The organism is Pararhizobium sp. LjRoot235 (assembly GCF_964254145.1).
Classification (GTDB): domain Bacteria; phylum Pseudomonadota; class Alphaproteobacteria; order Rhizobiales; family Rhizobiaceae; genus Pararhizobium.
This window is the reverse complement of sequence record NZ_CAXUSP020000001.1, coordinates 3,961,578-3,975,350: the sequence shown is the minus strand read 5'-3', so window position 1 is coordinate 3,975,350 and position 13,773 is coordinate 3,961,578. Positions and strand designations below refer to the sequence as shown.

Sequence of the window (13,773 nt, the reverse complement as noted above, 5' to 3'; positions counted from 1 at the left end):
AAGATGGTTTCGTCAAGAATAATGGACAGCGTAAACTGTTAGGATAGGGCACAGCATGCTCGATGGTCACTTCAAGAAGCGGCTTGATTGCGCAGGCAAGGCGAGCGAGTTTCAGGACTGAAACGCAGGCGTAGAAAAACGCCCGCGTCCGGCTGGACACGGGCGTTCGAAGCAGAAAGCGGAAAATCAGGCCTTTATGGATTTCAGCGCGCGGGCGAAATCCTCGATCAGGTCTTGGCTATCCTCGATGCCGGCCGAGAAGCGCACGGTGCCGGGCGAAATGCCGAGCTCCGTGCGGGCTTCGTCCGACAGATTCTTGTGCGTCGTCGTCGCCGGATGGGTGATCAGGCTCTTGCTGTCGCCGAGATTGTTGGAGATCAGCACGATGTCGAGTGCGTTCTGCAGCGCGAAGGCCGCTTCCTTGCCACCCTTCAGTTCGAAGCAGACCAGCGTCGAACCGCCCTTCATCTGCCGGGCGATGATATCGGCCTGCGGATGATCCTTGCGGCCCGGATAGATCACGCGGGCGACCTGAGGCTGCTCGGCAAGGAAATCCGCGACCCGCGACGCGTTCTCGCTCTGCTGGCGCACACGCAGTGGCAGGGTTTCCATGCCCTTCAGCAGTGTCCAGGCATTGAACGGCGACAGCGCCGGGCCGGTATGGCGGAAATAGTCGTGCAGGTGCTCGTTGATCCATTCCTTGTCGGAGAGGATCACGCCGCCGAGGCAGCGGCCTTGGCCGTCGATGTGCTTGGTGGCGGAATAGACGACGATATGGGCGCCGAGTTCCAGCGGCTTCTGCAGAAGCGGCGTCGCAAAGACGTTGTCGACCACCACCTTGGCACCGATCGCATTGGCGATCTTCGCCACGCCGGCGATGTCGACGACTTCCAGCGTCGGATTGGTCGGGCTCTCGAGGAAGAACACCTTGGTGTTCGGCTTGACTGCCTTTTCCCAGTTTTCGAGGAACCGGCCGTCGATCAGCGTGCATTCGATGCCGTATTTCGGCGCCAGCGTCTCCACCACCCAGCGGCAGGAACCGAAGAGGGCGCGGGCCGCGACGATGTGGTCGCCCGCCTTGAGCTGGCAGAGAATGGCGGCCGAAACCGCGGCCATGCCGGATGCCGTGGCGCGGGCATCCTCGGCGCCTTCCAGCATGCACATGCGTTGCTCGAACATGTCGTTGGTCGGGCTGCCGTAACGGGCGTAGATGAAGCCGTCGGTCTCGCCCTTGAAGCGCGCCTCGGCAGCTTCCGAGCTTTCATAGACGAAGCCCTGCGTCAGGAAGATGGCTTCGGAGGTTTCGCCGTGGTTGGAACGGGTCGTGCCGCCATGAACGAGCTGTGTTGCCGGGCGCCAGTTTTTGCTCATCGGATCGTCGCTTTCACAAACAAAAAAACCGGCCGCAAAAGCAAGCCGGTTTCGAACCCGGCCTTTTTAGCTATTTGTTTAACGTGGCTGCAAGCCGACCGGCCAAATCACCACGGGATAAGTCAGTATTTACTGACTAGCCGCGCTTGCGTCAATTCCCGGGAACAAGAAGATATGTCACGGAGACAATTTGGGTTATGACGTGCCGTTTGCGGCAAAAAGGAAATGGGAATGACGAGGGCCACAGGCATTCTAGCCGATCGCGCGATTGCAGCGCTGTTTGACGCGGGGCGTTTGAAAAGCGAAAGCAAGCTGGATACCGATCAGATCCAGCCGGCAAGCCTCGATCTGCGTCTGGGCTCGAAAGCCTTTCGCGTCCGCGCAAGCTTCATGCCCGGTCCCAGCCACCTCGTGGCCGACAAGCTCGACCGGCTGAAGCTGCATGTCATCGATCTCTCCGAAGGGGCCGTGCTCGAGACCGGCTGTGTCTATATCGTGCCGCTGATGGAAAGCCTCGACCTGCCTGCCGACATGTCGGCCTCGGCCAATCCGAAGAGCTCGACCGGCCGCCTCGACATCTTCACCCGCGTCATCACCGACCGGGCGCAGGAATTCGACAAGATCCCGGCCGGATATTCCGGCCCGCTCTATCTCGAAATCAGCCCGCGCACCTTCCCGGTGATCGTGCGGCGCGGCTCGCGCCTGTCGCAGATCCGCTTCCGCATCGGCCATGCGCTTCTGAGCGAAGCCGAGGTCCTCGCGCTGCATGAGAGCGACGTGCTGGTCGCCAGCGAAAAGCCGAACGTTTCCGGCGGCGGCATTGCCCTTTCGATCGACCTCAAGGGGACCGGCGCCGACGGGCTGATCGGCTATCGCGGCAAGCATCACACCGCGGTCGTCGACGTTGACAAGAAGGCCGAGCATGGCGTCTTCGATTTCTGGGAGCCGCTCTATAGCCGCGGCCGCGACGAACTGATCCTCGATCCAGATGAGTTCTACATCCTCGTCTCGCGCGAAGCAGTGCACGTGCCGCCGCTCTATGCCGCCGAAATGACGCCGTTCGATCCGCTGGTCGGAGAATTCCGTGTCCACTACGCCGGCTTCTTCGACCCCGGCTTCGGCCACGCCTTTGCAGGCGGAACGGGCAGCCGCGCGGTTCTCGAAGTCCGCAGCCACGAGGTTCCGTTCATCCTGGAACATGGTCAGATCGTCGGCCGTCTGGTCTATGAGTACATGATGGAGCGGCCGGAAGGCCTTTATGGTCTCGGCCTCGGCTCCAACTACCAGGCGCAGGGCCTGAAGCTCTCCAAGCATTTCCGATCGGAATAAAAGGCGTCCGTAATATCGGATGCCACCTTGACAGCCGGCAGCGCTTGGTGAAAACCTCGCAGCCGTTGCGGGTATGATGTAGTGGTAGCTTGTCAGCTTCCCAAGCTGATCGTGCGGGTTCGATTCCCGCTACCCGCTCCACCTTGTTTCCAGGGCTTTGTGAACGATTGGATGGCCCGGTTTCAAGCGGCTTGGAACGGTCTGGTCTCCTCGCCCTTTATGTGGCTTCGCGCTGACTCGTTCCGAGGCCCCGCGGTGAGTGCCGCCGCCCCGCGCAGGTCGTCACAGTGCGGAATTCGCTCGGAGGGGCTATTTTGCTGCGTTGCAGCAAATGCAATTAGACGGTATTGTTTGGGTCGGGCGTGGGATCAGGGACGGGGTTTGTCAAAAAGACCTTGTCGTATGTAATGTAAGGATATCAGATGCTTGACGCACCCAAATCCCAACCGCAGGACTTAGAAACCATTGCTCGCAGCGGCGGCGTTTTGCGCCGCATGGCCGCGCGCATACCGACCTATCTCACGGATGTGCGGGAGAATCCGGTCTGGCTACCGATGTTTCTGCTGGCGCGGACAATGCCGTTCCGCAAAGCACATTGGCTGACAGCCAAGCCGGTGCGATCGAGCGCGGGTGCTACGCCTTCGATGTTCGGCAACCTTCAGGCAAAGGCCATCGCGACCGAACTCAGGCGGACCGGTATCTTTGTCGGCCTCACATTGCCAGCGCCGATCCAGGAGGAAATTGCCCGCTTCGGACACGAAACGCCGTGTTTTGGAAATTTCGAGCGCAGGCTCGAGTTTCTCGCTGGTGAGCACGCATCCGCCGAGCGGCGTTTTGGCCGCACGATATTGAGCGGTCATCATTTCGAGCGGGTCCTGCAATGTGATGCCGCCATTGCCGTGCAGCGCGACCCATTGCTTCTCGATGTCGCACGGCATTATCTCGGCGGCGAAGCCAAATTGATCACGACGCGGACATGGTGGAGCTTCCCGGCAAAGTCTGCGTCAGAGTCTGATCTCAGCCGCGCCTCGTTCAAGTTCCACTTCGATCTCGATGACTGGCGGATGCTGAAATTCTTTTTTTATCTCTCTGACGTCGATGCCGATGCCGGCCCGCATGTCTATGTGCGAGGAAGTCACAACCGCCGGCGATTGAAGCATCAATTGACGCTGCTCGTGGGGCATCCTGCAGACGAGGTATTGAGCTTTTACGGTGAGGACAGCGCCATCACCTTGACCGGAAAGGCCGGCACAGGTTTTGTCGAAGACCCGTTTGGCTTTCATAGAGGGACATTGGCAAAACAGTCCCCGCGCCTGATGATGGAGGTCGGGTTTGGCGTCTCGAAGCCGTCGAAGCGCCGCTATCACGGTGAACCGACCATCCGGTGAATGGTTCCTCCGCGACCCCGGCCGGCTTCTCCTCTCGGCGGCACAAACCGCCCATCATCATTCGGCAACGTTCGAATTCGCAACGGTATCAAGGCTGTTCGTGCGGGTTCGCCTTGTTTCGTTGACCGGAACATGCGGTGTCTTGTTCCAGGAGAACGGATTGGTCTGGAGCTCAAGCAGTGCCTTCCAGGCTGCGAGCGACATGATCAGCCAGTAGAAGGGCACGAAGGCCCAGCGCATTCCGACGGCACGCCTTTCCCTGGCTCCCATGCGGTTGCGTCCGAGCGCAATGAAGACGGCGTAGCTGCCGAAGAGATTGACGATATCGCAGAGGAACAGCCAGAATGCCAGCGAACCGTCCACGTGCGTGCTGTGCTGAAACATCAGCCATGTCAGATAGAGGAGAAACCCGATGATGATGGGGTGGCAGAGCGACGACACGAGCATGCCCGCGATCAGGATCTGAAAGACCGCAAAGGACGGCCAGCCCGTTTCCCTGCAGAACTGCGCAGGTTTGCGCATCAGCACCAGCCAGGTCTGCAGCCAGCCCTTGAACCAGCGCGTCCGCTGGCCGAGCCAGACCGGCAGCGTCACCGGCGCTTCCTCGAAGGTGGGTTTGAAGATCACGCGCGAGCGGTAGCCAAGACGATGCAGGCGCATGCCGAGGTCGGCATCCTCGGTCATATTGTACGGGTCCCAGCCGCCAATCCGCTGCAGTTGCGCAGTCCGGAAGTGATTGGATGTCCCGCCGAGCGGCAGCGGCAGCCCGGTCAGCGATAGCATCGGCAGCAGCCCGCGAAACAGCCCGGCATATTCCACCGCAAACAGCGCACTCAGCCAGGATTGCCGTGCATTGGTGACGATTAAAGGTGCCTGCAGGCAGATGACGCGCTCGGGCGCTGCCATGAACGCGGCATGGGCCTCGCGCAGTTGGCCCGGATGCGGCCGGTCTTCGGCATCGTAGACGGTGACGAAGGTGCCGCGAACGCCGGGCAGGGCATAGCTCAAAGCCTTCGGCTTGGTGCGCGGCAGATGCACCGGCACGAGCACGATCTCATATTCGGGCGCGAGCGGCAGGGCGCGCAATGCCGCGATCGTTTCCTCGTCATCCTCTTCGCAGATCAGCTTGATATCGAGACGCGAGCGTGGCCAGTCGAGGCGGTCCAGCGCCTCGATCAACTGGGCGGCGACGCTCTTTTCCTTGTAGAGCGCAACCAGTACCGAATAGACGGGCACAGGCCCGGCCGGCCCTGCCTCCGCGCGCGCTTTTGGTGTGGAGCGCTCCTGCAGAAAGGCACAGCCCAGCGCGTAAAGCCGCACGGAAAAATTGGCCAGGTAGAACAGCGTCAGCACGATATGCAGGATCAACAGGCTGATAATTGGCAGCGTGATGACGGCGCCGATCAGCGCGCAGAGCATAATACCGGCATAAAATCCCTGTTTCCCCCAGAAGGTGATGCGGGCGCTGTGAAGCGGGGTCGTTTCGAACAGTGCTCGCGTTGTCGCAGTCACCCGGCGCAGGCGCCCAGCCTGCCAGGCGGCGTTGCGCATGACGGATGGGGTCGACACGGCGAGCGACTGGCGCAGCGTCGGTGTGCGTTCAAGAAGCGCCGCCGTCTCCTCCAGCCGGGAGAGCGAAGGAACGATCACGGTAGTCGGCGGCCGGCTTGCATGATGAACGCGCAGCATTTCGGGCCGTATGATCTGCGTATCCAGCCCCGCAATATCTTGCACCCGGTTCGGGTCGATGCCGGGCACGAAGTCGAGCCCGAGTCGTTCGGCAAGCGCTTCAAAATAAATGGCTTCATTGATCTCGCCGGAGGCGAGAAGTTCCTCCTCGACAGTGGTTCCGTGCTCTTCAGCCAGCAGCATAGCCTGCGCAATCAAGGGTTTGCCGATGCCCATCTGCAGCAACAGACGGCCTTCCCGTTTCAAGGCCAGCGAGAATAGCTGCGCCGTTGCGGCAGGCGGCGTTCGCCTGGCCGGCGCCTCATTTGCGGTAGCCATTCCGGAATTGTCCGGATATTCTCCGAAACGCATCAAAACCCCATTGCCGCATGGGCGGCAATATCCCCTGTATGAACCCTGAGAATAATCATAATGGCACACGCGTTCCGTGCATTCCTAAAATTCTGTGGGTTTTTCACGCTTTGCGTGCTGACGGTTGCATCTTTTTCGGCCCTTTCACGGGCCGCCGGCGTTCACGACCTGCCTTTGTTGTTTGACGCGCGCGAGCGGATCGCGAAGCCGGACTTGAGCGGTCTGGCGCGACTGCGCTTTTTGACAACGGTGGATTTTCCACCGTTCAATTTCATCGATCAGTCGGGCAAGCTTTCAGGCTTCCATGTCGATCTGGTGCGGGAAATCTGCCGGGAACTGGAGATCGAGGCCAAATGCCAGATCCAGGCCGTGACGTTTGCCGAACTGCAGCCCGCGCTTGAAGACGGGCAGGGAGAGGCAATTGTCGCGGGTATCGGCATCAGTCCCGAGCTTCGCCAGCGCTTTGCCTTTTCCCGCGCCTTCATGAAGCTGCCGGCCCGGTTCGCGGCCAATCGGCAGGCCACGGGCGACGATCTTTCGGTGGGCGCCCTTGGCAGTAAGCCGATCGGTGCGGTGGCGGGAACCACGCACGAAGCGATGCTGAAGGCGTTTTTTCCGACGTTCGTGGTCAAGTCATTTCCGACCCGCGACGCCATGCTTGCGGCGCTGAAGGAGGGGACGGTTGCTGTGGTCTTCTCCGATGGCATGCAACTGTCCTTCTGGACGGCAGGCAGCGACGCTGCCAATTGCTGCACGCTCCTCGACGGCGCCTATTTCTCGCAGCGTTTTCTGGGGGAGGGCCTTGCGATCATGAACCGCAAGGGTGATACGGCGCTCACGCAGGCGATTGATCACGCTTTGCTTGAACTCTCCCGCAAGGGCCGGCTCAACGAAATCTATCTGCGGTATTTTCCCGCTGGCATCTATTGATCGCGACCCCTTCATGCCTTTGGAAACGTAAGGAGCAGCGGGCAGACAAGCCGCGCCGGCAGGGACAGGTTGAAAGCAACAGTTATATGGAGAGATTGAACCCGCAATCCGAGCCGGTTTCTTCGCCGACCCTTACTTGCGGAAGCGGGCAATGGCGCTGCGCTCGATGGCGGCACAGGTGAGCTTGTCGAGATCCAGCCGGTCGCGCAGAAGCTGCAGCAGCCGGATTTCCTCGTTTCGGATGGAATGGTCGGCGGCGGCAAGCTCTACGGCGACGGCGTAAGCAGTATCGTAGAGGCGGGGAGGGAGCGCCTCCCGCACCACCTCAAGCGCGATATCCAGCCCTTCCGGCCCGTCGAGGAGAGCACCGCATTCCCGCGCCACATGCACCAGCCGGTCATCGTCGAAACCGTCGAAGACCGGCAGGAAGCGGGCAAGCCGGCCAATGCGTTCCAGTTCGCCATCGGTCATGGTCTTGTCGACCGCCGACATCATCACCATGACATAAATGAGAGCTTCCTGAGGGCTGAGTTGTTCGGGCATGACATATCCGTGCTGCTGGGACTGGCAAAGAGGTATGGACTGGCGCTGTTTCTTACAAGTCCGGCTCGAGCGTATCGGCGTCGGTTTGCAGTCCCCCAGGCACCGCGGTTTCATCAAGCAGCACCGGGGTCGCGCTCAAATCCCGGGGATCGTCACCGAAAAAGCCGAGACGGGATCTCTTTGCCGCTTCCACCTTGTTCTCGAGCGGCGATCCAGCCTTGGCTTCGGCCCAGCCGTTTTCGGCGAGCCAGGCTGCCGGATCGGTGCTGTCGACGGTGCAGGTGGTAGTCAGGGTGCCCTCCCAGCCGTTTTTCGGCACGTCGCATAAAAGCGCACGAGCCCTGAGAAAATTGCGGAATGCGGTACGCGCTACGGCGCCGCAGGGCCAAGTCTTGCCGTTAGCCTCGCAGGTCCGCCCGGCCGTCTGCGCGATAAGCCCGTCAAGCTGCAGCAGGCGGTCGCCGTCGAACTGGATAAGACCCGCCGACAGGGCGACCGGGTGGCGAAGGACGGACGGGATGGGTTCCGGTTTCGCCACGGGATCGGACAGGGCCTGGCGGGCCTCGATCCGCTCGAGCGGCTTTGCCGTCACCTCCTCCGACAAGGCGAATTGTTCCGGCGCGATGTCACGCACGGATTTGCCCTCGGGGCCGGCCGTGCTGCTTTCAGCGGGATCGATCGGCACGGCCTCGCCACTGTCCGTTTCCGCCTCACCCAAATCGGGCACGTCGCTCAGGTCCGGCGTCTCGAGCGTGAATTCGGGGGCTGCTGTGTTTTGCCGTCCCTGAATGACCGATGCGCCGTTTTGCAGAAGCGCGGCCGTCAGAAAAATGCCGAGCAATCCGCCGGCGGCGGTGATGAGGTGCCGCTTCATGAGGAAAACTGTCCTATTGGCTCGCCCAGATGATACGGGCTATCCACTCGACCTCGCTGAGCTCGAATGTGCGGTTGGCATGCTCCGGATTGAGCGAAAGCAACTCGATGCTGCGCGCGGTCTGGCGCACCAGCACCTTGGCCATGACCTCGCCCTCGGTCGTCTTCACCACGACGCGGTCGCCGCGGCGGATCTGGGCGCCGGGTTCGACGATCAGCACGTCGCCGTCGCGGTAGAGCGGCAGCATGCTGTCGCCCTGGATTTCCAGCGCATAGACGCCGGCCTTGGCGCCGGGTGCGGCCGGAAATTCGACCACGTCCCAGCCCTGGCCGGCCGGAAAGCCGCCATCGTCGAAAAAGCCGCCGGCACCGGCCTGGGCGAAGCCGAGCAGGGGGATAGAGCCTGTTTGCGGCGGAAACGCGCCTTCAGGCAAGGAGCCGGACGCCGGTCCGGGGCGCAGGAATTCCATAAACTGTGTGATCGTCGAGCCGGTGGCATCGAGAATCTTGGCGATCGATTCCGTCGAAGGCCAGCGCTCCCGCCCGTCAGCGGAGTGCCGCTTGGATTTGTTGAACGACGTCGGATCGAGCCCAGCCCGCCGGGCAAGACCCGAAGGCGATAGCTGGTGACGCTCGGCGAGCGCATCGATTGCGCCCCAGATCCGGTCATGTGAAAACATCGTTGCGCATCCTGCAGGCGTGAAGCGTGACGCTTTCTTCTGCTGTTGGCTTCTTGCCGTTCGGCCGGAACATTAGCGAAAATGCGCCCTTTAGTAAAGCATGCAAGGAAAATAATCCTGCAACTGCGACTTTCGGTACAATCACGAGGCCATTATCGTAGGGAAAACGTAGCCGGGGATTTTTGATGGCGCAGCCCCGCGAAATTTCTCCGAGACGGGCCGCTTCGCCGCCGCTTTACCGTGAACTGAGAGGCAAACGACTTCAAATCCGGGCGGGATGTCCCCATATGTCCTTCACAAGCGCGCTCTCGCGCGCCGGAAGAGACAACAGGATGGGTATGATGTTCAAGGTTGGACGGGTTCTGGCGACGGTTGCGGTCGCTTCGATGGTGATGTTGACGGCGGTCGATCTCGCCGAGGCGCGGCGGGCCGGCGGCGGCTTCGGCAGTCGCGGCACACGGACGTTTTCGACGCCGCCGATCACCCGCACGGCACCGGGTGACGCAGCGCCGATCAACCGCACGATGACGCCGCAGCAGAACCCGGGTCAGGCGGCCGGCCAGCAGACTATGGGCCAGACACGCCCCGCTGCCCAGCGCCCGGGTCTTTTTGGCGGTTTCGGCCGCTCGCTGCTCGGTGGCCTGGCACTCGGCGGCCTGATCGGCATGCTGATGGGCAACGGCCTTGGCGGCGCTGCAGGTTTCCTCGGCCTGTTGCTGCAGGTCGGCCTGATCTTCGGTGGGGTCATGCTCGCCATGCGCTTCTTCGGCCGCCGAAATGAACCGGCCGCCGCCGCCTATTCGCCACGCGATGCCGGAAGTTTCGGCCAGTCGGGCAGTGGTTTCGGCCCCGGTATGGCCGCGGGCATGCCCTCCTTTAAGATTCCGCAGATCGGCGGCGGCGCACGGCAGGAGCCGGCGCGGACTACATCTCAACCGGCGGATGAGATCGGCGTCGGCCAGCAGGATCTCGACCAGTTCGAGACGATGCTGAAGCAGGTGCAGGCGGCCTATGCCACCGAGGACTATGCGGCGCTACGCAAGCTGACGACGCCGGAGGCGATGTCCTGGCTGGCGGAAGAACTGAGCGAGAACGCCACCAAGGGCCTGAAGAACGAGGTCAGCGACGTGCACCTGGTGCAAGGCGACGTGGCGGAAGCCTGGCGCGAGGATGGCGCCGATTATGCGACGGTTGCCATGCGCTACGAGAGCATCGACGTGACGCGCGACCGCGCCACCGGCCGCGTCGTTGACGGCGATCCGGACCATCCGACCGAAGCTGTCGAACTGTGGACCTTCCTGCGCAAGCGCGGTGGTGACTGGCAGGTCTCGGCCATCCAGGGCATGGCGGCTTGATGTGCCTTGCTTCTCCTTGGTGGAGGGGAAGCAGCGGCCCCATGAATCACCCCGCCCCGGCGTTTTGCTCCGACCCGCCCCTCAACGGGAGAGTGGATTTTCGGACGTGTCGCCGAAACCATTGGCCTCCACGGCGCGGCAATAGTCGTCCACCGCCTTCCAGCCGTCCGGCCTTCTCAGCGCGCAAGGCGGAAGCGTCGCTTCCCGCATGGAGCAGTGCTTGCCGGCGCGAAAGCGGGCGCGGCAGGCTTTTGCCCGGCGGCAGGCTGGCATGGGGCAATCGCGCCAGAATCCGAGTTGGGTAGCGATTGGCCGCGTGACGAAAAGCATCCCTGGATTTTCCCGCACGTTACGGTTCCACCCAGAGCGCCGGCTCCCACCTGCCCGCGACCGTCTCGCGAAACACTCCGGCGGTGGAGGCAAGGGTGAGTATGGGGCAGGTTTTCGGGGCGGGGATGAGCCGGGATGAATTTTCCCGGCCTGCCGGGCAAGCTATTGGAACGATTGACGTGATTCCGCGGCGATGGCGATTATTCGTCCACGGCATTGCGGAACGGCTGCGTCTCGGAGTGTCATTGGTTGGCGAGAGCGAGCCCCACACTCCGTCATCCCTGTGCTTGTCACAGGGATCCAGCCGTCGCGCGTCCGCGCGGTGAGGGGACCTGGTGGAGGAGAGTCTCTCGCGCCGCAGACGCGGCGCTGCTGGATTCCTGTGACAAGCACAGGAATGACGGAGGAGAGAGGGGCGTGTCCGAGAGTTCCGAGTATGCCGCGGGCGGGGGACCGCTGTCATGCGTCATAACGCGTTGCCTCTCTCATTCTTCGTTCTACGGCCGCATTTGGCCGCCAAACGGAACCTCACAAAAAAAACAGGCCCGAAGGCCTGTCTGATCGCTCATCGTTTGTAATTCGTTACGCTGCCTTGACCGCCGCCCCATACGGATCAAACCGTGCATAAAACGTCTCGCCCTTGGCGGCCATGTCCTTGAGCAGCGGCGTCGGCTGGAAGCGGTCGCCGTAGCTCGCCGCCAGCTTTTCGCAGAGTTCCACGAACGTCTTCACGCCCATGCCGTCGATGTAGGAGAGCGTGCCGCCGGTGTAGGGGGCAAAGCCGAAGCCGAGGATGGAGCCGACGTCGGCTTCGCGCGGGTCGGTGACGATGCCTTCCTCGATGGTGCGGGCGGCCTCGAGCGCGATGGTGACGAGGAAGCGCTGCTTGATCGTCTCGACGTTGAAGCTGTCTGCCGGCTTCTGCTCGTAGAGGTCCTTGAGGCCCGGCCAGAGCGATTTCTTGGCGGGCTTGGCCGGATAGTCGTAAAAACCCTTGCCGTTCTTGCGGCCGCGGCGGTCGAGGTCGTCGACCAGCGTGTTGATCAGCGCCAGATGGCGCGGATCGACGGCTTTTTCGCCGAGGTCGGTAACGGTGGCCTTGAGGATTTTCTGGGAAAGGTCGATCGCCACCTCGTCGTTGAGCGACAGCGGTCCGACCGGCATGCCGGCCATCTTGGCGACGTTCTCGATCATCGCCGCCGGAACGCCCTCGATCAGCATGTCATAGGCTTCGTGGATATAGCGGAAGACGCAGCGGTTGACGTAGAAGCCGCGCGTGTCGTTGACGACGATCGGCGTCTTCTTGATCGCGGCGACGAAATCGAGCGCTGTGGCCAGCGCCTTGTCGCCGGTTTCCTTGCCGAGGATGACTTCCGTCAGCATCATCTTCTCGACCGGCGAGAAGAAATGGATGCCGATGAACTGCGCCGGGCGCTTCGAGTTCTTCGCAAGGCCGGTGATTGGCAGGGTCGAGGTATTGGAGGCGAAGATGGCGTCTTCAGCCAGCACGGCCTCGACCTTCTCGATCACGTCCTTCTTTACCTGGCGATCCTCGAACACGGCCTCGACGACGAGCTTGACGTCCTTCAGGTCGTTGTAATCGGCCGACGGGGTGATGCGGGCAAGAAGCGCGGTTGCCTCATTCTGCGTCAGTCGCCCCTTACCGATAGAATCCTTGACTAATCCCTCGGAGTACGCCTTGCCCTTGTTCGCCGCTTCCATGTCGCGGTCGATCAGCGTGACTTCGATGCCGGCGGCAGCGGCGACATAGGCGATCGAGGCACCCATGAAGCCGGCGCCGACGACGCCGATCTGTTTCAGCTCCGATTTCGCGATGCCGGAAGGGCGGCGCGCGCCCTTGCCGAGCTCCTGCATCGAGATGAACAGCGAGCGGATCATCGAGAAGGCCTCGGTGGTCTGCAGGATTTCGGTGAAATAACGCTGTTCGACCTTGAGCGCCGTATCGAAGGGAAGTTGCAGGCCCTCGTAGACGCATTTGAGGATGGCAAGGCCGCCCGGATAGTTGCCGGCGGTTTCGCGGCGCAGGATGGCGGAGGCGGCCGGCCAGAGCTGGGCCGCAGCCGGCGTCCAGATGCCGCCGCCGGGCACCTTGTAGCCCTTCTCGTCCCAAGGCTGGACGGCTTTGAGGCCGTTCCTGATCATGGCTTTCGCGGCATTGATCAGTTCGGCCGGCTCGGCGATCTCGTGGATCAGGCCCATGGCCTTGGCGCGCTGCGGGGTAAGCGAGGAGCCGGTGGTCATCATCTGCAGGGCGTCCTGCGCGTTGGTGAGCCGCGGAACGCGCTGCGTGCCGCCGGCGCCGGGGAAGATGCCGACCTTGACCTCGGGAAGCGCCAGCTTCACCGATTTCGAATTGGCGGCGATCCGGCCGTGGCAAGCCAGTGACAATTCAAATGCGCCGCCCATGCAGGTGCCGTTGATGGCGGAGACCCAGGGCTTGCCGCAGGTTTCCAGCTTGCGGAACAGGCCGGTCATTTGGCCGGTCAGGTCGAACAGCTTTTGCGCGGCGTTTTCCGGATCGAGCTTCTTCTGTTCCCGCTGGAAGGTGAACATGCCCTTGATCATCGACAGGTCGGCGCCGCCGGAGAAAGTGGACTTGCCGGAGGTGAAGACGACACCCTTGACGGCCTCGTCGGCCGTGGTCTCGTCGACGATGGCGTCGAGTTCCTTCATGACCTCGGCCGTGAAGACGTTCATCGACTTGTCGGGCATGTTCCAGGTGACAAGGGCTATGCCGTCAACGTCGGTTTCGATGGTGAAATTGGTGTAGCTGCTCATGATGGGATTCCTCTTCCCCGAAATTCTGGTCCGGTTATTCGCGCCTTCTCCTCTCCGTCATCCTCGTCCTCGGGTTAAACCCGAGGATGACCCGAGGATCCATGCCGCGGGGCTGTGGATGGTCGGGTCAAGCCC

General features: G+C 62.1%; 11 protein-coding genes, 1 tRNA gene and 1 riboswitch. Of the genes, 5 read left to right on the top strand and 7 right to left on the bottom strand.

Annotated elements, in window-relative coordinates; translation table 11 throughout:
• Positions 1-186 precede the first annotated feature (186 nt).
• Complete coding sequence (locus ACSQ2Z_RS19515) at positions 187-1,371, bottom strand: O-succinylhomoserine sulfhydrylase (protein WP_436082726.1); 1,185 nt, start codon at positions 1,369-1,371, stop codon at positions 187-189.
• 45 nt (positions 1,372-1,416) lie between these two features.
• Positions 1,417-1,495, bottom strand: a riboswitch (SAM riboswitch).
• A 107-nt stretch (positions 1,496-1,602) separates the two neighbouring features.
• Between ACSQ2Z_RS19515 and ACSQ2Z_RS19510 the strand changes: the two genes are divergently transcribed.
• The 3 genes from ACSQ2Z_RS19510 to ACSQ2Z_RS19500 all read left to right on the top strand — a co-directional run bounded on the left by ACSQ2Z_RS19510 (position 1,603) and on the right by ACSQ2Z_RS19500 (position 4,088).
• Positions 1,603-2,700 (top strand): 2'-deoxycytidine 5'-triphosphate deaminase, encoded by a 1,098-nt coding sequence (locus ACSQ2Z_RS19510; protein ID WP_436082725.1) that lies wholly within the window; start codon positions 1,603-1,605, stop codon positions 2,698-2,700.
• 67 nt (positions 2,701-2,767) lie between these two features.
• A tRNA-Gly gene (locus ACSQ2Z_RS19505) sits at positions 2,768-2,841 on the top strand.
• A 281-nt stretch (positions 2,842-3,122) separates the two neighbouring features.
• On the top strand, positions 3,123-4,088 hold the full coding sequence (locus ACSQ2Z_RS19500) for a hypothetical protein (RefSeq protein ID WP_436082724.1): 966 nt from the start codon (positions 3,123-3,125) through the stop codon (positions 4,086-4,088).
• Positions 4,089-4,145: 57 nt separating this feature from the next.
• Here the strand turns inward: ACSQ2Z_RS19500 and ACSQ2Z_RS19495 are convergent, their stop codons facing one another.
• Positions 4,146-6,095, bottom strand: a complete 1,950-nt coding sequence (locus ACSQ2Z_RS19495; RefSeq protein ID WP_436082723.1) for a glycosyltransferase family 2 protein — start codon at positions 6,093-6,095, stop codon at positions 4,146-4,148.
• 93 nt (positions 6,096-6,188) lie between these two features.
• Between ACSQ2Z_RS19495 and ACSQ2Z_RS19490 the strand changes: the two genes are divergently transcribed.
• Entirely contained in the window at positions 6,189-7,058 is an 870-nt protein-coding gene (locus tag ACSQ2Z_RS19490; RefSeq protein WP_436082722.1) for a transporter substrate-binding domain-containing protein, read from the top strand.
• 132 nt (positions 7,059-7,190) lie between these two features.
• Here ACSQ2Z_RS19490 and ACSQ2Z_RS19485 read toward each other — a convergent pair whose 3' ends face one another.
• The 3 genes from ACSQ2Z_RS19485 to ACSQ2Z_RS19475 are packed head-to-tail and all read right to left on the bottom strand — an operon-like array spanning position 7,191 to position 9,154.
• Complete coding sequence (locus ACSQ2Z_RS19485) at positions 7,191-7,601, bottom strand: tellurite resistance TerB family protein (RefSeq protein ID WP_436082721.1); 411 nt, start codon at positions 7,599-7,601, stop codon at positions 7,191-7,193.
• A gap of 52 nt (positions 7,602-7,653) precedes the next feature.
• Complete coding sequence (locus tag ACSQ2Z_RS19480; protein WP_436082720.1) at positions 7,654-8,475, bottom strand: thermonuclease family protein; 822 nt, start codon at positions 8,473-8,475, stop codon at positions 7,654-7,656.
• Positions 8,476-8,488: 13 nt separating this feature from the next.
• Entirely contained in the window at positions 8,489-9,154 is a 666-nt protein-coding gene (locus ACSQ2Z_RS19475) for a S24 family peptidase (protein ID WP_436082719.1), read from the bottom strand.
• A 341-nt stretch (positions 9,155-9,495) separates the two neighbouring features.
• On the opposite strand from ACSQ2Z_RS19475, the gene ACSQ2Z_RS19470 reads away from it, so the two are divergent.
• Positions 9,496-10,509, top strand: a complete 1,014-nt coding sequence (locus ACSQ2Z_RS19470) for a Tim44 domain-containing protein (RefSeq protein ID WP_436083131.1) — start codon at positions 9,496-9,498, stop codon at positions 10,507-10,509.
• Between the two features lie 81 nt (positions 10,510-10,590).
• Here ACSQ2Z_RS19470 and ACSQ2Z_RS19465 read toward each other — a convergent pair whose 3' ends face one another.
• Complete coding sequence (locus tag ACSQ2Z_RS19465) at positions 10,591-10,839, bottom strand: hypothetical protein (protein ID WP_436082718.1); 249 nt, start codon at positions 10,837-10,839, stop codon at positions 10,591-10,593.
• Positions 10,840-11,421: 582 nt separating this feature from the next.
• A complete protein-coding gene (locus ACSQ2Z_RS19460) occupies positions 11,422-13,638 on the bottom strand; it encodes an FAD-dependent oxidoreductase (protein WP_436082717.1) in 2,217 nt (738 codons plus the stop codon).
• Positions 13,639-13,773 lie beyond the last annotated feature (135 nt).